The following is a 17479-nucleotide window of genomic DNA, read 5'->3' on the forward strand; positions in this document are numbered from 1 at the left end:
GGCTTGCAGTCCGCGCAAGCGAAGTCCGCGACGCCGATTACAGGTCGACGGCGGCGCCGAGGTCGCCGAGCGCGTCGAAGAAGTCCGGGAAGGAGACGTCGACGTGCTCGGCGCCCTCGATGACCGTCTCGCCGTCCGCGACGAGCGCGGCGACGGCGAGTGCCATCACGATGCGGTGGTCGCCGCGGCCGTCAACGCGCGCGCCGGAGAGGTCGCTGTCGCCGCCGTGGACGACGAGTTCGTCCCGCCGCTCCTCGACGTCCGCCCCGAGTTTCGTGAGTTCCGCGGCCATCGCGGCGACGCGGTCGGTCTCCTTGTAGCGGACGTGCTCGGCGTCCGTAATCGTCGTCGTGCCGCCCGCAGCCGCGCCCAGCACCGCAATTGTCGGTAGGAGGTCGGGGGTGTCCGCGACGCCGACAGTGACGCCGTCGAGGTCGCTGCGACCCACGACAATCCGCCCCTCCGAGCGCCGCCAGTCGACGTCCGCGCCCATCTGCCGGAGGATGGAGACGATGGCGGCGTCACCCTGCTCGCTCGGGTGTGCGCCCTCGACGACGACTTCGTCGCCACCCGCGAGCGCGCCCGCCGCCAGCAGGTACGACGCCGACGAGAAGTCGCCGGGGACCGCGTACTCGCCGTCGACTGGTTCGTACGTCTGCCCGCCCGGGACGCGGTAGCCGTTCCCGTGCTCCGCGGCGTCGACGCCGAACGACTCCAGCACGTCGAGCGTGATGTCGACGTACGGCGCGGACTTCAGCTCGGTCGTCAGCTCGATGTCGACGCCGCGCTCGGTCACCGCGCCAGCCATCAGCAGCGACGTGACGAACTGCGAGGAGACGTCGCCCGGCATCTCCACACGTCCGCCGTTCATCGGTCCCTCGATGATGAGGGGTGCCTGCCCGTTCTCGCGGGTCGAGCGCGCGCTCCCGCCGAGTTCCTCGATAGCGTCCAGCAACGGTCCCTGCGGGCGCGAGCGCAGCGACCGGTCGCCCGTGAGCACCGTCGTGCCGTCGGCGAGCGCGGCCGCGCCCGAAACGAGTCGCATCGTCGTCCCGGAGTTCGCGCAGTCGATGACGTTCGCCGGTACGTCGGGCGCGCCGAGGAATCCGGTAACCGACCAGTCGCGGTCGATGCGCTCGGTGTCGCCGCCGAAGTGGTCGACGGCGCGCGCGGTCGCCTTCGTGTCCGCGCTCACGAGCGGGTTCCGTACGAGTGCGCCCTCCGCGTACCCCGCCGCGAGGAGCGCGCGGTGTGTGTAGCTCTTCGACGGCGGGGCGCGAGCCGTTCCCGACACCCGGGAGTTCCCGACAGTGACGTCCATGCGTACGGCGACGGCGGGCCCCGGTATCAGGGTTCCGGCGACGGCGACTATGCATGTCAGTGGACGCTTCCCACGATACCAACTCGACTTCCTGAAAGCCCTCGCCGGTCTCGACCGTCGGGCGACTCGCAGCGCTCGTCTCCCGCGGTCTCGTTCGCTGCACTCACGACACTCCCGCGGCTCGCTGCGCTCCTCGCTCCGCTGCGGTGCTTACGTCGTCCTCAGAACGCTGCGCGTTCTGATGGGTGGTTCGAGAGGACGAAGTCCTCTCGTCATCCCGAGAGACGCGACGCGTCTCTCGGTCGACTGCGGAGGACGCGATGCGTCTTCCGAACGCCGGGGTTCGTCGAGTGGGCGGTTGGCTTCGCCGACCGCCGCAAAACGTGGCGGCTTCGCCGCCACGCGCGTCTCGCCCTTTCAATCCGCCAGGACACAGAGTGAACCGTGGGGAGAGACCACAGTTTGTCGAGTTCGAATACCTCGTCGCTTCCCCGACCTGAACAGCCGGAGACGGTAGGATTTTGCAGCGGCCGCGACGAGTCGCGTGCATGGACCCCGACTTTACGCGTCTCGACGAGTTCCTCGACGAACAGGGACTCGACGGGTACGCCTTCCACGACGACGCGTCGAACAGCGACCTCTACTACGTCACGGGCTTCGACGCGCCGGACCCGTACTTGGCGGTCTACACGCCCGAGGAGACCGCCGTGCTCGTCTCCTCGCTGGAGTACGGTCGCGCGAAACAGGAGAGCCGCGCGGACACCGTCAAGCGCCACGCCGACTACGACTACCGCGCGAAGCACGCCGAACACGGCGAGCGGGAAGCACAGGCGCTGATGGCCGCGGAGTTCCTCGCGGACGTCGGCTGCGAGTCGCTGGCCGTCCAGAACGAGTTCCCGGTCGGCACCGCGGATGCGCTCCGCGGGCAGCAAATCGCTGTCGAACCCGACGAAGACGGCGTCGTCACGGACGTGCGCGCGACGAAGACCGACGCGGAAATCGAGCACGTGCGGGCTGCCCAGACGGCCAACGAGGCCGCGATGGCGCGCGCGGAGGAACTAATTCGTGGTGCAGACGTCACCGACGGCGGCGAACTCGTCCACGACGGCGACGTGCTCACCAGCGAGTTCGTCAAGCAGGAAATCGAAGTCGAACTCCTCCGACACGGCTGCGCCCTCGACGAGACCATCGTCGCGTGCGGGCGGGACGCCGCCGACCCCCACAACCGCGGGAGCGGGCCGCTGGAAGCCGGCGAGTTCGTCGTCGTGGACATCTTCCCGCGGGACAAGGACTCGAAGTACCACGCCGACATGACGCGGACGTTCCTCAACGGCACTCCCAGCGGAACCCAACAGGAGTGGTACGACGTCACCCACGAGGCCATGCAGGCCGCGCTCGACGTCGTCGAACCCGGAGCGACTGGCGAGGAAGTCAACCAGGCGGTCGTCGACATCTACACCGACCACGACTTCCCCACGGTCTACACCGACCCCGAAGCCGAGACTGGGTTCATCCACTCGACGGGCCACGGCGTCGGCCTCGACGTTCACGAGCAGCCGTCGCTCTCGCAGGGCGGCGAGGAACTCCGCCCCGGCCACGTCATCACTATCGAGCCCGGTCTCTACGACCCGGACGTCGGCGGCGTCCGCATCGAGGACATCGTCGTCGTCACCGAGGACAGCTACGAGAATCTCACCGGCTACGAGATTTCGCTCGCGGACTGACGGGGGCAACACTCCGGCCACGCCGTCACTCGCTCTGTGGCTCCTGGGTTGTCGGGCGTTCGCTGGCCAGCCGAATCGAGTAGTTCACGAGCGCCTCCATGCGGTCCAGCGACTCCATCGCGGACGCCAACTCCGGCGTCTCGCCGGTGGCCGCCCGCGCCGCTTCCAGGTCCTCGCGGAGCACGTCGATGGATTCGTGGAGGTCCGAGGAGAGCAGGTTCGTCAGTTCGAGCAGGTGGTCGCCGCGCTGGTCGTCCTCGTCGTCGACGACCGTGCGGAAGTGCACGGAGAGCCCGTCTTCCGAGGGGAACGCCCGCACCTCGAACGTCTTTTCCAGTGGCTGGAAGTGTTCGCGGAAGGTCACCGGCTCCTGGGCGGCCATCGCGCGGTGGTACTCCGTGTAGAAGCTCGTCCCGACGGCCCCGGGGAACGCGTCCCAGACGTTCTCCCCGATGACGTCCTCCGCGTTCACCTCCAGAATCTCCTCGGCGGCGCTGTTCACGTACGTGAACTGCCAGTCGCGGTCGAGCGCGAAGAAGCCGTCAGTGATGCGCTCGTAGACGTTCCGCGCGAGGTCGTTCAACATCGCGACGTCCTGCTCGGCCCGGTAGGACGCCGCGGCGTCGTGGCATGCGTCCGCCAGCGCCGCCAGCGGGTCGTCCTCATCGCCGTGTCGAACGTACGCGGTGACGTCCAGGGAGATGGCGCTGCTGGCTATCGAGTCGGCGTTCGCGGCCTCGTAGACGACGACCGGGACCGCCGGGTCGGTGTCGCGGACGAGCCGCAGGAGCTGCAGGCCGTCGGTACCGCCGGCCGCGTGTTCGACGGCGATGCAGTCGACGGCCTGTTCGGAGAGCACGCCGAGGGCGGCCGCCGCGGTCGGCAGCGCGGTGACTGTCAGCGACGCGTGTTCGGGGAGCGCACGCTCGACCGCCGCGCGCGTCCGCTGGTGTGCACTGACGAACAGGACGTGCATCAGTTCGCCCATATCGGGGAGCTACTCGGGTGGTAGGGAAGCCCGCGGATTAGTTACTTGTGGCTTCCTCGTGGGTCTGGAGGTCGTGGAACACCGCGAGGAAGTCGTCCTCGTCGAGGTCGGTGATACGCTGGTCGAGCTCCACGCGGAGTTCGCGGATGTCCTCGCAGAGCTGCTGGTAGCGTTCGTCGGCGGCGAGTTCGGCGTCGGTCTTCGTCGTTTCGATGGTCGCCCGCTTGGACGCGAGTGCGAAGTACTGCTGTACCTCCTCGTTGTACAGCGAGCGCGCGAGGAGCCGCTTGACGAGTGATTCGAGTTCGTCGCGCTCGATGGGCTTGACGACGTACGTGTCGAAGCCGAGTTCGAGCGTGTCGAAGTCGGGGTCGACAGCGGTCACCACCGCGACCTGGCAGTCGTAGCCGTGTTCGCGGATGGCGGCGAGCACGTCGTCGCCGGAGCGCTCGGGGAGTCGACGGTCGAGCAGGACGACGTCGACGTCCTCGTCGAGTTCGTCGAGCGCGTCCGCGGCATTATACGCCGTCCGCACGTCGTAGCTGTCGGCCAGCCAGTCGGCGAACAGGTCCGCGAGTTCGCGCTCGTCCTCGACGACGAGCACCGTCGCCGGTTCAGGCATCTCGGTCTGACCAAGTTCGTGGGTTCGTTTAACTCTTTCCCGGTGCGTATCAATTATCGCCCGACGGCACGCGGATGCTGACGGTGTTCTCGTCGGGCACGGCAACCGCCGCGCCGGAGTGGCGGGCGAGCCAGTAGACCACCCACAGCCCGATGCCGGAGCCGTGCTGGAGCGACTCCTCGGTGAGACCGCCGAGTGCGCGCCGCTCGTGCTCGGGGATGCCAGGGCCGTTGTCCGACACCCGGACTTCGACGAGGTCGTCGTCGCTGGCTGTGACGGTCACCCGAGGCGGGTCGGCGTCGTTGTGTTCGACCGCGTTCGTCAGGAGTTCGCGGACGGCGAGCCGGAGCCGCGCGTCGACGTCGGCGTCGACCTCGTTGTTCACCTCGAAGACGGCGTCGGGGTACTGCGAGCGCGCTCGCTGGAGTTCCGTGTCGAGGAGACTGTCGAGGGGGACGGTGCCCGCGTCCTCCCCGCCGAGTACGCGTTCGACCACGCGGGCTTTTTCGCTGACGTCGAGCAGGTCTTCGGCGGCGGTCACGATACTGTCGACGTCCCCGTCGTCGCCGCGGTCGGCGAGCCGCTCGGCGCGGCCGAGCACGACGTTCAGCGAGTTCCGGACGTTGTGCCGGAGCACGCGGTTCAACACACGCAGGCGCTGGTCGCGCTCCTCGCGCGCAGTGACGTCCCGGGACACCCAGACGTAGCCGCCGCCGGACAGCGACGTCACGGACAACTCCTGGGGGTACGTGCGGCCGTCGTCGCGGTGCGCGAGCACCGTCCCGTGCCAGTAGTCGTCGCTGTCACCGTTGGCGTCGAGTTCCTCGAAGACGGCCGCGAGGCGGTCCTCGGCGTCGGTCGGATAGTACGTCGTCCAGTGGGTGCCGACGACGCCCTCGTCGCCGGCCGTGCGGTAGGCGTCCCGGAATGCCGCGTTCGCGTACACCACACGGCGGTCCGGGTCGAGGACTGCGATGCCGTCCATCGCGGCGTCGAGCGCGTGCTTGAGGCGGGTGTGTGCGTGCGACCGCAGTCGGTCGCGCTCGCTGTACGTGCCGGCGATGGCCGCGCCGAGCGCCCCGACGCTCGTGTGCTGGATGAACACGTGGTCGATGCCGGCGCCGGTGCCGTACGCGCCCACGAACATGGCCCAGAGGTCGAGCGCGAGCACGACGCCGGCACCGGCGACCGCCCACGCGAAGACGGCGTCGCCGCGCGCCACGTCCGGGCCGCGCATCCAGAACCAGACACCGTATCCGAGCACTCCGACCGCCGGCAACACGGTGGCGGCGACCACGAGCGGTTCGTTGTGGCCGTGCGTCTCGAAGTGGCTGATTGCAGCCACCGTGAGGACTGCGCCGAGCACGGCGACGAGCCAGTTGCGGGCAGGCTGTCGGTCGACGAGCGATACGTCGGCGGGCGGCATGGTCGCGGGAAGCCGTTTGGGGTACAAAAACCCACGCGCCGGATTATCAATAGCGGAAATCACGGCACCGGACGCGAGCGCCAGCGCCGACGCGACGGTGGCGTGAACGAACCGCTTTTGCCGGGGCGGACGCTATCGGAATCCGATGGACGTACTCGTGGTGGGGGCCGGCGACGTCGGCCGCTGGTTCGCGGGCCTGGTCGACGCGCCGGTGACGTTCACCGATGTCGACGAGGACCGCGCCCGAGCGGCCGCGACGGAGCTCGACCGCCGAGCGGCGGCTGTCCCGCTGGACACCGAGGAGTCGTTCGGTATCGTCGCCGTCGCCGTGCCGATGGGGGCGGCCGTCGACGCCATCGAGCGCCACGCCAGCCGCGCCGAACAGGCGGTCGTGGACTTCACCGGCGAGATGCGCGGCCCGCTGGCGGCGATGGCGGAGACGGCGCCGGCTCGCGAGCGCGTGAGTTTCCACCCGCTGTTCGCGCCCGAGCACGCGCCGGGCCACATCGCGGTCGCGGAGAGCACGCCCGGACCGGCGACCGACCGCGTCCGCGAGTGGCTCGAAGCCGCGGGCAACGACCTCGTGGACGTCGGTGCCGCCGAGCACGACGACGCGATGGTGACGATTCAGGGGCGGGCGCACGCGGCGGTGCTGGCCTTCGCGCTCGCGGCCGACGACGTGCCCGACGACCTCGCCACCCCCGTCTACGAGGACCTCGCGGCGCTCGCCGACCGCGTGACCGGCGGGAACGCCCGCGTGTACGCCGACATTCAGGACGCGTTCGGCGGCGCGGACGACGTCGCCGCAGCCGCCCAGCGGCTCGCCGACGCCGACCGCGAGGCCTTCGAGGAGGTGTACGACGATGCCAGTCGATAGGGAGGCAGTGCTGGATGCCGCGAAGTACCTCCGCGACGTGCGGCCGCTGGACCCCGACGAACTCCGAGAGTACGTCGCCGACCAGCCCCACGAGGCGGTCGTCCGGCAGGTGCTGCGCGAGCACGCAGCCGACCTCGGCATCGTGGAGCGCGAGGACGGCACGTTCGTCCCCGCCAGCGACGAACCCGTCCACCCGGACTTCGACCGCGTTGACGCACTCCCCCGGGAGTACGAGCGCGTCGTCGAGGACTTGCTCGTCGAGCAGTGGGGCACCGACTGGCACCGCAGCGACTCCGGGAAGCGCCTGCGGGAGACGATTCGACGATTCAAGGAACAGTACTACCGCCAACACGCCGTCGAGTACGACGAGGAGGTCGCGCTCGGCTACGCAATCTACCACCTCGCGACGTACTACGCCGCAGTCCAGTACGTGCTCGACGACCTCGCGGCGGGTGACGTGCTCTCCGGCAACCTCCGCGTGCTGGACGTTGGCGCGGGCGTCGGCGGTCCCGCACTCGGGCTTGTCGACTTCCTGCCCGACGACGCGCTCGTGGAGTATCACGCCGTCGAACCCAGCGACGCCGCGGACGTGCTCGACGAACTGCTCGCCGAAACCGGGCGGAACGTCCACCCGACGATTCACCGGGAGACCGCAGAGGAGTTCGACCCCGAAGGCGAGTACGACCTCGTGCTGGCGTGCAGCGTGCTCAGTGAACTCGACCAGCCGGTCGAGACCGCCCAGAAGTACGTCGACGCGCTCGCCGACGACGGGACGTTCCTCGGGCTCGCGCCCGCGGACAAGCACACGAGCACGCACCTCCGCGAGGTCGAGCGCGACCTCGAAGAACGCGGTGCGACCGTCTACGGCCCGACGCCGCGGCTGTGGCCGGGCGAGCGCCCCAGCGACCGCGGCTGGACGTTCGACGAGCGTCCCGACGTCGAGGTGCCGAGCTTCCAGGAGCGACTCGCGGGGGCCAGCCAACGCCCCTCCGAGTTCTACCACACCGAGGTGCGGTTCTCGTACTCGCTGTTGCGAACGGACGGCGTCCGCCAGCACGACGTTTCGCTGTCTGCCGACCGGCTGTTGAAGCTCGCGGACGCCGACGACCGCGTCACCGACCGCGTGGACGCGGTGCTCGCGAAGCTCTCGCGGAATCTCGCCGACGAGGACGCCAATCCGCTGTTCAAGGTCAGCGACGGCAGCGAGAACGAGGAGTGTTACGCGGTGCTCGTCCGGCCGACGAGTCTCAACCGCGACCTCCAAGCCGCCGAGTACGGCGACCTGCTCTCCGTGGAATCCGCGCTCGTACTCTGGAACGACGACGAGGAGGCGTACAACCTCGTCGTCGACGAGGAGACGGTCGTCGACAGGGCGTAGCGGCTGCGGACAGGTCGCCGCGTGAGGGGGTATTTTATGCGGGTTCGTCCGCGAAGGCGACGTATGACACTGGAAGGTCTCGACGACCTGGACCAGCAGATACTGCACGCGCTTCAGGAGGACGCCCGCGGCACGTCCTCGCAGAATATCGCCGACAGCGCGGGCGTGTCCGCGAGTACGGTCCGCAATCGTATCCAGCGACTGGAGGAGCGCGGGATACTGCGCGGCTACCACGCGGACGTCGATTACGAGCAGGCTGGCTACCAGTTGTACACACTCATCGTCTGTACGGCGCCAGTGACGCGCCGCGAGGAGTTGGCGGCGGAAGCACTGAGCGTGCCGGGTGTGGTGCGCGTCGAGGAGGTGATGACGGGTGCGGAGAACGTCCACGTGTCCGCCGTGGGAACGGATAGCGACGACCTGAGCCGTATCGGCCGCGACCTCGACGACCTCGGGCTGGAGGTCGTCGACGAGGACCTCATTCGGAGTGTTCACTCCGGCCCGTACGAGGGGTTCGACACCGACGTATCGGACGAGGCGTAATAATATTCCTTATATTTTAACGACTCAGCAGAAAGTTCGGTTACTTTATGCGGTTCCGTCCGATACGAGTTGGCAAGGAGCGACACTCGAAGCGACAGGTGCGCTTACTAACGCCCATGAGTTACACCAAACACACGACAGACCAGACGCGACAGCGGGACGACGTGGTGTTCGTCGTCGGTGGGGGTGCCGTCGGGCGCGCCGTCGCCGACCGGCTGGCGGCCGACGGCGAGACCGTGACACACGTCGGCCAGTCGCCATCGACTGACCCACCTCCAGGACAGACTGCCCACGTCGTCGACGCGCTAGACGCCCACTCGCTGCGGGGCGCCGGCCTCGCCGATGCGACCGCAGTGCTCGTTCTCGAACCTGACGACGCCACAAACCTCCTCGTCGCACAGCTCGCACGCACCCAATTCGGCGTCGAACGAGTGCTCGTCCGAACGAACGACCCCGACAGAGAATCCGCCTTCGAGCTCGGGGACGTCGAGACCGTCAACGCCGCCACGGTGCTCGCTCGCGCCGTCACCGACCGGTGGTAGCGTGCGAGCGAGAACACTCCCTACCGATAGCACAGCGCGACGACCACCCCGTCTCACAGTAACTCCCTCGTGAAAAAACTCGAACGAGACCTCGGCCTCGGCGCGGTTTTCGCAATCAGCGTCGGTGCCATGATCGGTAGCGGCATCTTCATCCTCCCGGCTCTCGCGCTCAAAATCGCCGGCCCCGCGGTAATAGTGGCGTACCTGTTGGCGGGCTTGCTCGTCGTTCCTGCCGCCCTCTCGAAATCCGAGATGGCGACCGCGATGCCCGAAGCCGGCGGCACCTACCTCTACATCGAGCGCGGCATGGGCCCCGTCCTCGGCACCATCGCGGGCGTCGGCACGTGGTTCTCGCTGTCGTTCAAGAGCGCGCTCGCGCTCGTCGGCGGCGTCCCCTACCTCGTGTTGCTGTTCGACCTCCCCGTGAAACCCGTCGCACTCGGGCTCGCAGCGTTTCTCATCCTCGTGAACCTCTTCGGCGCGAAACAGACCGGCCGCCTGCAGGTCGTCATCGTCTCCGTGATGCTCGCAGCGTTGGGCTGGTTCGTCGCCGGCAGCGCCACCAAGACCCAGCCCGAGAACTACCAGAACTTCTTCACCGGCGGCGTGGAGGGCCTGCTCGCGGCGACCGGCCTCGTGTTCGTCTCCTACGCGGGCGTCACGAAAGTCGCCAGCGTCGCCGAGGAAGTCGAGGACCCCGGCAAGAACATCCCCATCGGCATCCTCGGGTCGCTGGCGTTCACGACCCTGCTGTACGTCGGTATCGTCGCGGTGATGGTCGGCGTTACGGAGGCCGGTAGCGTCGCCGGTTCGGCCACTCCAGTAGCGGTCGCCGCGCAGGTCACGCTCGGCGACTGGGGCGTCTACGCGGTCATCGGCGCGGCGCTGCTCGCGCTCGTCTCCACCGCCAACGCCGGCATCCTCTCGTCGTCGCGGTACCCGTTCGCGATGAGCCGCGACCAGCTCGCGCCGCCCACGTTCGCGGAGATTCACGACCGGTTCGGCACGCCGACGACCGCCATCACGCTCACGGGGGCGGTCGTCCTCGTGCTCATCGCGTTCGTCCCCATCCTCGAGATTGCGAAGCTCGCGAGCGCGTTCCAAATCCTCGTATTCGTGCTCATCAACCTCGCGCTGGTCGCGTTCCGCGAGGGCTCGACGGAGAACTACGACCCCGAGTTCGAGTCGCCGCTGTACCCGTGGATGCAGGCGTTCGGCGTCCTCAGCGGCGTCGTGTTGCTCGGCCAGATGGGGTGGGTGCCGCTGGTCGGCGCGGTCGTCATCACCGTCGGGAGTGTCGCGTGGTACTTCGTCTACGCTCGCTCGCGCATCCGCCGCGAGGGTGCCGCCACGGACGTCATCCGCCGTCGGCTCGGCCGCGACGTGCTCACGGAAACCGAGGCGTTCGTCGACGGCGAGTTCGCCGACGAGGACACGCCGGAGGTGTTGGTCGCGCTCACGAGGGAAGCCGACACCGAGCGGGAGCGTGCACTCCTGACGTTGGCCGCGGACCTCGTTCGCCCGGAAGACGGCCGTGTCGTCGTCGTTCGCTTCGACGAGGTGCCCGACCAGGTGCCCCTCGACCACGCCGCGGAAGTGCAGTCGCCCGCCGACGTCCGCTTCGAGGAGCAGACCGGCGAACTCGCCGGCGAGTTCGACGTCGACGTCGAGTACGGCGAAATCGTCAGCCACGACACCAAACACGCCATCGTGAACTACGCCGAGCACCGCGGCGTCGAGGCCATCGTCGCCGAACACGAGCGCCTCCGCCTGCGGTCGCGGCTGCTCGGCGACCCCATCGACTGGGTCGTCCGCCACGCCCACTGCGACGTGTTACTCGTCGAGAACCGCGGCTACGACGACCCCGAGCGGGTCGTCCTCGAAGGGGACGGTGGGCCGTTCGACCCCGCTGCGGTCGCCGTCACCGACACAATCGCGGGCGAAACCGACGGCCACGTCACACTCCTCTCCCCGCTGGGCGACGATCAGCCCGAGACGCGCACGGAGACGATTCGAGCCTACCAGAACGAACTCGCGGGGCTGCTGTCTGCACCGGTCCGAACCCGCGACCGGTCGGCCGACGGCAGCGACCTCGACCCCGACGTCGTGATTCGAACGGGCGTGCAGACCCGCGTCCGCGGCGGGCGCGGCGACTACTCCCCGAGCGCCGCCGACTCCACCGAGGTCACGGTCTACCCCCGGGAGTCGCGGCGGCCAGGGTTCGTGCGGCGGGTCGTCGAACGCCTCGTGTTCTGACCCACGCCGACACGCTTTTTCCCCACCGGGGTGACTCCCCGCCTAATGACAGACGCCCCGCCGGTGATTCCGCGATGAGTGACGAACCAGAAATCCTCGTCACCAACGACGACACCGTCGGACCGCTTCGCGGCCCGACGAGCCCGCGAACCGCGAGCGGTTCGCGGACGGTATCGATGCGCCTGGGATTCGGGCGCTCGTGGAGTCCTCACGAATGAGCGACGAACCAGAAATCCTCGTCACCAACGACGACGGCATTAACGCGCCCGGAATCCGAGCGCTCGCGGAGGGGCTAGACGAGGTCGGGAACGTCACAGTCGTCGCGCCGACGACCGACAAGAGTTCGACCGGACGCGCGATGTCCCGGGAGGTCACCGTCGAGGAGCACGAACTCGGGTACGCCATCGACGGGACGCCGTCGGACTGCGTGGTCGCGGGACTGGAAGCGCTCGGGCCGTACCCGGACATCGTGGTCGCGGGCGTCAACGAGGGTGCGAACCTCGGGATGTACGTGCTCGGACGCTCGGGTACCGTCAGTGCGGCCGTCGAGGCCGCGTTCTTCGGCGTCCCTGCAATCTCGTCGTCGCTGTTCCTCACCGCGGAAGACTTCGGCGAACCCACCGAGCCGTCCGACTACGAGGCAGCCGTCGACGCGACCACGTACCTCGTCGAGCACGCCGTCGACGCCGGCGTCTTCGAGCACGCCGACTACTTGAACGTGAACGCGCCCCACCCGGGCGCTGCTGCGTCCGACGAGATGGTGGTGACGCGGCCCTCGCACGGCTACGACATGACCGCCGCCCGCGACGGCGGCACCATCACGCTCCACGACCGCATGTGGGACCGCATGAACGAGGGTGACATCCCCGACCCGCCCGGCACGGACCGCCGCGCCGTCGTCGACGGCCACGTCTCCGTCTCGCCGCTCACCGCGCCCCACACCACCGAGCACCACGAGGCGCTGGACGCGCTCGCGGAGACCTACGACTGACTGACACGCGAATTCTCTCTGAGTAACCCCCGCAGCCAGCTATTTATAGCGTGCGTGGGAACAACACGCGCGATGTCGTCGCCGCCAGACGGAGTCCTGCCGCGCGTCACGGGGTTCGCTCGCCGGCTCGTCGCGCGCCTCCGCCCCGAGCGCATCGCGCTCACGCCGCCGCCGATGACGTTCACGGATGGCGAGGACCGCGAGGTCGTCGTGCGCGCCTACGAGGACGGCGACCTCGAATCGCTGGTCGCGATGTACGACGACTTCGACCCCGCCCAGCGCGCACAGGGGACGCCGCCACTCGCCGAGGACGCGATTCGCGACTGGCTGGACGGCGTCCTCGACGGCCCGAACGTCGTCGCAGTCGTGGACGGCGACGTCGTCGGGCACGTGATGTTCGTCCCGGACGACACCGGTCGGCACGAACTCGCCATCTTCGTCCACCAGGACTACCAGCGCGCGGGCATCGGCACGAACCTCCTCGCGACCGGCCTCGAACACGCCCGCCGCGAGGGCGTCGAGTACGTCTGGCTCTCCGTCGAAGCGTGGAAGCGCGACGCCCAGCGGCTCTACCAGCGCGCCGGCTTCTCGACGGTGAACCCGATGGGTGCCGCCCACCGCATGTCGCGGTACCTCTGAGAACTGCCTGCGCCGTTCCCGCGCGTCCGGACCCCAGCCAGCATTTATGTGGATGTGAACGAGTCCTCCGGTATGGACGACGTTGACTTCGACGAACTCGTCTCGTCGCTGACCCCGCGTGAGGAGAACAGCGCGCTCAAATCCTACCAGAACACCGTCTCCGTGTCGTGTCCCGCCTGCGGCGACCCCTTCGACGACCTCGTCGTCTGCAAGGACAACCCCACGAGCCTCAACCTCTCGCGGCAACTCGACCTCTGCGTCGGCGTCGACGACGGCCGCGCCATCATCTTCACGCACAAACCCTAGTTTACTGCACGGCGGGTGTCGCCAGGGTCGGCTCCCACCCCAGGCCGCCCTGGTAGTGGAACGCCTCGTCGTCGTGCTGTGGGTCAAGCACCGTCAGCGATAGCCAGCCGTTGTCGAAGAGTTCGGCGACCGCCTCGTGCTCGCGGAGGACGTCGGTGACCCGCTCGACAGGCGCGTGAATCACCGCGGTGAGGCGGAGCGGCTGGTGGTACGGCTGGTCGTCGTCGACGTTCAGCGACTGCAGCGGCAGTCCCGTCATCAGGTCCCCGCCGTTGCCCTGCAGCACGCCGACGTTGCCGGTGGGGTTCTGCGTGGTCTTCGACCCGCTCCCGTAGACGGCGTTGTCCACGGTCGCGAAGTAGTACTGGCTGTTGATCCACTGGGTGACGACCAGCGGTCCCGTCATGATGGCTTCCAGCGCGTCGCCCTCGGGGTCCGTGGTCCAATCGTAGGAGTGCAGGAACGCGCGACCGTCGAGGTGCTGGTCGTCGGTCAGTTCACGCGGCCCGACGACGAACGAGGCGTTGCCGGCCAGTCCCCACTCGGGGCGCGTCTCCGCCCAGTCGGCCGTCCGGCGCTCCGTCTCGCTGACGGCGTCCGCGGTACCGCCCCTGGGCATCGACTCGACGCGCTCGGCTGCCGCGGCGGCGCGCGCGTCTTCGAGGTCCTCGCGCAGGCGTTCGAGGTCCGCCTGGTGGCTCTCGGGGACGTCGCCGTCGAACAGCGTTATCTCGTCGGTGGTCGTGTTGTGTTCGGCGGCGAGGAACACGGTGTCCTCGGGGACGTCGAACCCGCGGTCCCGCAGCGCGGATTGCACGTCCTCGTCGTTGCAGATGGTCGCGAGGACGCGCGCGTTCGGGCCGCCTGGGTTCCCGGCGCACGCCCCGCAGTCGAGACTCGAATCGAATGGGTTGTTCGTCGTCTCGCTGGCGTGCCCCGTGAAGACGACGAGGCGCGCGAACTCCGTCCAACCCATGAGGTCGAAGGCGTTCGCGGCGTAGGTGACCCGTTCCTCGAAGGTCATCCCCTGCTGGAGGCCGCCGTCGCCCTGCGCTCCTGGCTCGTGCTCGACTGTGGGGGTGCAGAATTCGGCCGGTGCCGGGACGCGGTCGTCGACCGCGCTGGAGACGCTGGCCACGGCGGACGGAAGCAGGGTCCGGGCTGTCAACGCCGCTCCGTAGGCACCCCCGCCACCCTCGACGAACGTGAACGCGGCGGCGAGGTTGCTCTTCAGCGACTTCAGGTGCTTCTGGGTCGCGGCCACCAGATTCGTCCACCGGTCGTGGGTCGCCTGTGCGTCCTCGTGGCTGCCGTTCGGCTCGTCGGTGACGCGGTGCTCGGGGTCGACAATCGGCGGGCACGCGTCGCTCTCGGCCTTCGAGTCGTACCCTTGGAAGCGCATCGGGACGCCGAAGAAGCCCGCGTACCCGTGCGTCTCGTAGGGGCCGGCGGCCTCGACGTGGCGGCGGATGACTTCCGAGCGCGTGTCGATGCAGAACACGAGTTGGGCGGCCGGCCGCGAGCCCTCCTCGGTGGACGGCGAATCCGACACCGACTGGTCGATGCCGTCGAGGAGGCGGTCGCGGTAGGTCTGTTCCCACGCGGTCAGCCAGATTTCGGGCAGTGGGTCGTCCTCGCTGACGGGCGCCTCGTCGCGGTCGGGTTCGACGGGCGCGTCCAGCAGGTCGGCCAGCGTCAACCGCACCGCGAGGTAGTCGAGCAGCGTCACGGGCGCTGCGGTCTGCCACGCTCCGCCGCGGTCGGCGCGCTGCTTGACGAAGCCGGTCCAGCCGGGCAGCGCGGCGAGGTGGTGCTCGAACAGCGACTCCCAGCGGTTCTGTGGGTACTCGCTCAGAGCCGCCTCGAGGGCCTCGCTCGAAGTCTCGGGGAGGTCCGAGGGACTGTGACAGTCCGGGATTTCGTCGTCGTGTGGGGCGAGGGCGCGCCACGCGGCGTAGAACCCCTGCTCGCGGTTCGGCATCGGCCACTCCGCCCGTCCCTCGTCGAGGAACGCCGCGAGCCACTTCGACAGCACGCGGTCGACCGCTTCTGTCGCCGGGTCGGCGTCGGCGCCCCGCTGGAACGCGGTCGTCTCCAGCTCGTCGAGCCGGGATTCGGGGTCGTCGGAGATGCCGTGGGCGTCGAGTTCCGCGGCGAGGCGGTCCGGGTCGATGCGGCCGTCCTCCCAGGCCTGCCGAAAGATGGCTGGCCGCGGGTAGCCACGGCCGCCGAACAGCCGCTCGCCCTCCGCGACCGCGTCCGCGAACGGCTGGTCTTCGAACCCCGAGAGGGGGTTGGCCGTGACGAACGAGTGCAGCGGCCAGACCGAGCCGACGGACTCGGCCGCCCGCTCGATGCTGTCCTCGATGGCGTTCAGGTTACGCGTCATCGTAGTCCTCCTTGCGCGTGAGTACGGTGTCTGGGTCCGGCTGTGCGGCGTTCAGCAGTGCGACGTAGAGGCGTTCGCTGCGACGGTGCCAGTCGAACTCCGTCGCCAAGTACGCGGCCACGAACATCGCGCCAGCCACGACGTGGACGACCGTCAGTTCGGTCGCCGACTCGGCCACCGACGCGCCCACGATGGTCGTCGACACGGCGTTGAACGCCGCGGCGTAGCCGCCGATGGCCGTCAGGACGACCAGCGGTGTGCTGGCGAGTCTGACCGTCGGCGAGAGTGTCGTCCGGCGGAGGATGTCCCGCGAGGCGTGCATGGTCGTCAGGACGACGACGAACGCCAGAAAGAGTCCGCTGTCGACCTTCGTCCCCTTCCCGGTGAGCGTGGCGAACAGGACACCGCCCCCGACAGCCGTGAGCAGACTGACGAGGACGCTCGCGACGGATAGCCGGGGTTTCCTCGCCGTTCCGGGGACCGTCTGTTCGACGGCGGAACCCGACGACAGGAACAGGTACGCCTTGTAGAAGCCGTGGAGGATGAGGTGCGTGATGGCGGCGGCGAAGAAGCCAAGCCCGCACTGGAGTATCATGAACCCCATCTGGGCGACGGTGGAGGCGCCGAGTTTGGACTTCACGTCCGTCTGGACGAGCAACAGCGCCTGCCCGAACAGGGCGCTGAACGCGCCGACGAGGACGATGCCGGACATGACCGCGGGTTCGTCGACGAACAGCGGCGAGAATCGGGTCAGGAGGATGCCGCCGGCGTTGACGAATCCCGCGTGCATCAGGGCGGACGCCGGCGTCGGTCCCGTCATCGACGACAGCATCCACGTGTGAAACGGGAACAGCGCCGACTGAACTATCGCGGCGAGGAAGAGACAGCCGACGGTGGCGAGCGCGACCGGGCGCGGAATCATCTCGACGTGCCCGAGGATGCCGGTAATCGTCGTCGTGCCCGTCGCCCAGACCAGAATCGTCAGGCCGACGCCGAGCAGGGCGCTACTGGCGAGGAAGTACCGGCGAGCGGTCCGGGCGGCGGCCTGGGCCTGCGTCCAGTCGCTGACGTGTCCGATGAGCGCCGCCATCACCAAGCCCATGGTCAGCCACGCTGCCGCGAACAGCGCCACGTGGTCGGCCGCGATCATCGTCATGACGGCCAGCGTGAACGCGACGGTCCGCGCGTAGAAGCGGTCGAGGTCGCGGTTGCCGGCCATGTAGCGGCGGGCGTAACTGTGGACGATGCCGCTGAAGAACGTGACTGCGACCCACACGACGGTGGTCAGCCCGTCCACGACGACCGCGTCCGCGAACGCCCACTCTCGCCCGTCTCGAACCGTCAGCGTGAGGGCGGCCAGGCTGAGGACGAACAGCGACCAGACGGCGTAGGTCGCGGCTCGCGGAATCGGCGAGGACGGCGGCGTCGCGGTCTCGGAGAGCTGTGCGGTGTCGTTCGACTGTGGTTGGCCAGCCAT

General features: G+C 68.8%; 16 protein-coding genes. 10 read left to right on the top strand and 6 right to left on the bottom strand.

Going from position 1 to position 17479, the window contains the following annotated elements; genetic code table 11:
• Positions 1-37: 37 nt before the first annotated feature.
• Positions 38-1321: a 3-phosphoshikimate 1-carboxyvinyltransferase gene (aroA, locus tag LT974_RS09510; RefSeq protein WP_232587437.1), complete on the bottom strand. Its 1284-nt coding sequence runs from the start codon at positions 1319-1321 to the stop codon at positions 38-40.
• Positions 1322-1869: 548 nt separating this feature from the next.
• Here aroA and LT974_RS09515 point away from each other — a divergent pair.
• Positions 1870-3045, top strand: coding sequence for a M24 family metallopeptidase (locus LT974_RS09515; protein WP_232587438.1), 1176 nt, complete (start codon positions 1870-1872; stop codon positions 3043-3045).
• Between the two features lie 25 nt (positions 3046-3070).
• Here the strand turns inward: LT974_RS09515 and LT974_RS09520 are convergent, their stop codons facing one another.
• From LT974_RS09520 to LT974_RS09530, 3 genes are read right to left on the bottom strand one after another with little or no spacing between them, the layout of a single operon-like run.
• Positions 3071-4033 carry a PAS domain-containing protein gene (locus LT974_RS09520; RefSeq protein WP_232587439.1) on the bottom strand — a complete coding sequence of 321 codons (963 nt, stop codon included), beginning with the start codon at positions 4031-4033 and terminating at the stop codon, positions 3071-3073.
• A 37-nt stretch (positions 4034-4070) separates the two neighbouring features.
• Positions 4071-4655, bottom strand: coding sequence for a HalX domain-containing protein (locus LT974_RS09525; protein WP_232587440.1), 585 nt, complete (start codon positions 4653-4655; stop codon positions 4071-4073).
• A 49-nt stretch (positions 4656-4704) separates the two neighbouring features.
• Entirely contained in the window at positions 4705-6081 is a 1377-nt protein-coding gene (locus tag LT974_RS09530) for an ATP-binding protein (RefSeq protein ID WP_232587441.1), read from the bottom strand.
• Positions 6082-6226: 145 nt separating this feature from the next.
• Here LT974_RS09530 and LT974_RS09535 point away from each other — a divergent pair, with 145 nt between their 5' ends.
• The 9 genes from LT974_RS09535 to LT974_RS09575 all read left to right on the top strand — a co-directional run bounded on the left by LT974_RS09535 (position 6227) and on the right by LT974_RS09575 (position 13613).
• Positions 6227-6958 (top strand): prephenate dehydrogenase/arogenate dehydrogenase family protein, encoded by a 732-nt coding sequence (locus tag LT974_RS09535; RefSeq protein ID WP_232587442.1) that lies wholly within the window; start codon positions 6227-6229, stop codon positions 6956-6958.
• Positions 6945-8336, top strand: coding sequence for a small ribosomal subunit Rsm22 family protein (locus LT974_RS09540; RefSeq protein ID WP_232587443.1), 1392 nt, complete (start codon positions 6945-6947; stop codon positions 8334-8336). The genes LT974_RS09535 and LT974_RS09540 overlap by 14 nt, the downstream gene beginning before the upstream one ends.
• Positions 8337-8399: 63 nt before the next feature.
• Positions 8400-8879, top strand: a complete 480-nt coding sequence (locus LT974_RS09545) for an Lrp/AsnC family transcriptional regulator (protein WP_232587444.1) — start codon at positions 8400-8402, stop codon at positions 8877-8879.
• A gap of 116 nt (positions 8880-8995) precedes the next feature.
• A complete protein-coding gene (locus LT974_RS09550; RefSeq protein WP_232587445.1) occupies positions 8996-9421 on the top strand; it encodes an NAD-binding protein in 426 nt (141 codons plus the stop codon).
• Between the two features lie 69 nt (positions 9422-9490).
• Positions 9491-11677, top strand: coding sequence for an amino acid permease (locus tag LT974_RS09555; protein ID WP_232587446.1), 2187 nt, complete (start codon positions 9491-9493; stop codon positions 11675-11677).
• A 74-nt stretch (positions 11678-11751) separates the two neighbouring features.
• On the top strand, positions 11752-11895 hold the full coding sequence (locus tag LT974_RS09560) for a hypothetical protein (RefSeq protein WP_232587447.1): 144 nt from the start codon (positions 11752-11754) through the stop codon (positions 11893-11895).
• Entirely contained in the window at positions 11892-12668 is a 777-nt protein-coding gene (gene surE / locus LT974_RS09565; protein WP_232587448.1) for a 5'/3'-nucleotidase SurE, read from the top strand. Before LT974_RS09560 ends, surE begins: the two co-directional genes overlap by 4 nt.
• A 72-nt stretch (positions 12669-12740) precedes the next feature.
• A complete protein-coding gene (locus LT974_RS09570; RefSeq protein ID WP_408611680.1) occupies positions 12741-13307 on the top strand; it encodes a GNAT family N-acetyltransferase in 567 nt (188 codons plus the stop codon).
• A 72-nt stretch (positions 13308-13379) separates the two neighbouring features.
• Positions 13380-13613, top strand: a complete 234-nt coding sequence (locus tag LT974_RS09575; protein WP_230888847.1) for a DUF7385 family protein — start codon at positions 13380-13382, stop codon at positions 13611-13613.
• Between the two features lies 1 nt (position 13614).
• Here the strand turns inward: LT974_RS09575 and LT974_RS09580 are convergent, their stop codons facing one another.
• Both LT974_RS09580 and LT974_RS09585 read right to left on the bottom strand, forming a co-directional pair.
• Positions 13615-16002, bottom strand: coding sequence for a DUF2309 domain-containing protein (locus LT974_RS09580; RefSeq protein ID WP_232587449.1), 2388 nt, complete (start codon positions 16000-16002; stop codon positions 13615-13617).
• Entirely contained in the window at positions 15992-17479 is a 1488-nt protein-coding gene (locus LT974_RS09585) for a proton-conducting transporter transmembrane domain-containing protein (RefSeq protein WP_232587450.1), read from the bottom strand. Before LT974_RS09585 ends, LT974_RS09580 begins: the two co-directional genes overlap by 11 nt.

The sequence above is a fragment of the Halobacterium noricense genome (genome assembly GCF_021233435.1).
Lineage (GTDB): Archaea > Halobacteriota > Halobacteria > Halobacteriales > Halobacteriaceae > Halobacterium > Halobacterium noricense.

Excerpts from the sequence above, each read along its gene's own strand:
- LT974_RS09545 (WP_232587444.1), top strand. The coding sequence starts at position 8,400 with ATGACACTGGAAGGTCTCGACGACCTGGACCAGCAGATACTGCACGCG.
- LT974_RS09570 (WP_408611680.1), top strand. The coding sequence starts at position 12,741 with ATGTCGTCGCCGCCAGACGGAGTCCTGCCGCGCGTCACGGGGTTCGCT.
- surE (WP_232587448.1), top strand. The coding sequence starts at position 11,892 with ATGAGCGACGAACCAGAAATCCTCGTCACCAACGACGACGGCATTAAC.
- LT974_RS09585 (WP_232587450.1), bottom strand. The coding sequence starts at position 17,479 with ATGGCTGGCCAACCACAGTCGAACGACACCGCACAGCTCTCCGAGACC.
- LT974_RS09540 (WP_232587443.1), top strand. The coding sequence starts at position 6,945 with ATGCCAGTCGATAGGGAGGCAGTGCTGGATGCCGCGAAGTACCTCCGC.
- LT974_RS09520 (WP_232587439.1), bottom strand. The coding sequence starts at position 4,033 with ATGGGCGAACTGATGCACGTCCTGTTCGTCAGTGCACACCAGCGGACG.
- LT974_RS09530 (WP_232587441.1), bottom strand. The coding sequence starts at position 6,081 with ATGCCGCCCGCCGACGTATCGCTCGTCGACCGACAGCCTGCCCGCAAC.
- aroA (WP_232587437.1), bottom strand. The coding sequence starts at position 1,321 with ATGGACGTCACTGTCGGGAACTCCCGGGTGTCGGGAACGGCTCGCGCC.
- LT974_RS09560 (WP_232587447.1), top strand. The coding sequence starts at position 11,752 with ATGAGTGACGAACCAGAAATCCTCGTCACCAACGACGACACCGTCGGA.
- LT974_RS09535 (WP_232587442.1), top strand. The coding sequence starts at position 6,227 with ATGGACGTACTCGTGGTGGGGGCCGGCGACGTCGGCCGCTGGTTCGCG.
- LT974_RS09575 (WP_230888847.1), top strand. The coding sequence starts at position 13,380 with ATGGACGACGTTGACTTCGACGAACTCGTCTCGTCGCTGACCCCGCGT.
- LT974_RS09550 (WP_232587445.1), top strand. The coding sequence starts at position 8,996 with ATGAGTTACACCAAACACACGACAGACCAGACGCGACAGCGGGACGAC.
- LT974_RS09525 (WP_232587440.1), bottom strand. The coding sequence starts at position 4,655 with ATGCCTGAACCGGCGACGGTGCTCGTCGTCGAGGACGAGCGCGAACTC.
- LT974_RS09580 (WP_232587449.1), bottom strand. The coding sequence starts at position 16,002 with ATGACGCGTAACCTGAACGCCATCGAGGACAGCATCGAGCGGGCGGCC.
- LT974_RS09515 (WP_232587438.1), top strand. The coding sequence starts at position 1,870 with ATGGACCCCGACTTTACGCGTCTCGACGAGTTCCTCGACGAACAGGGA.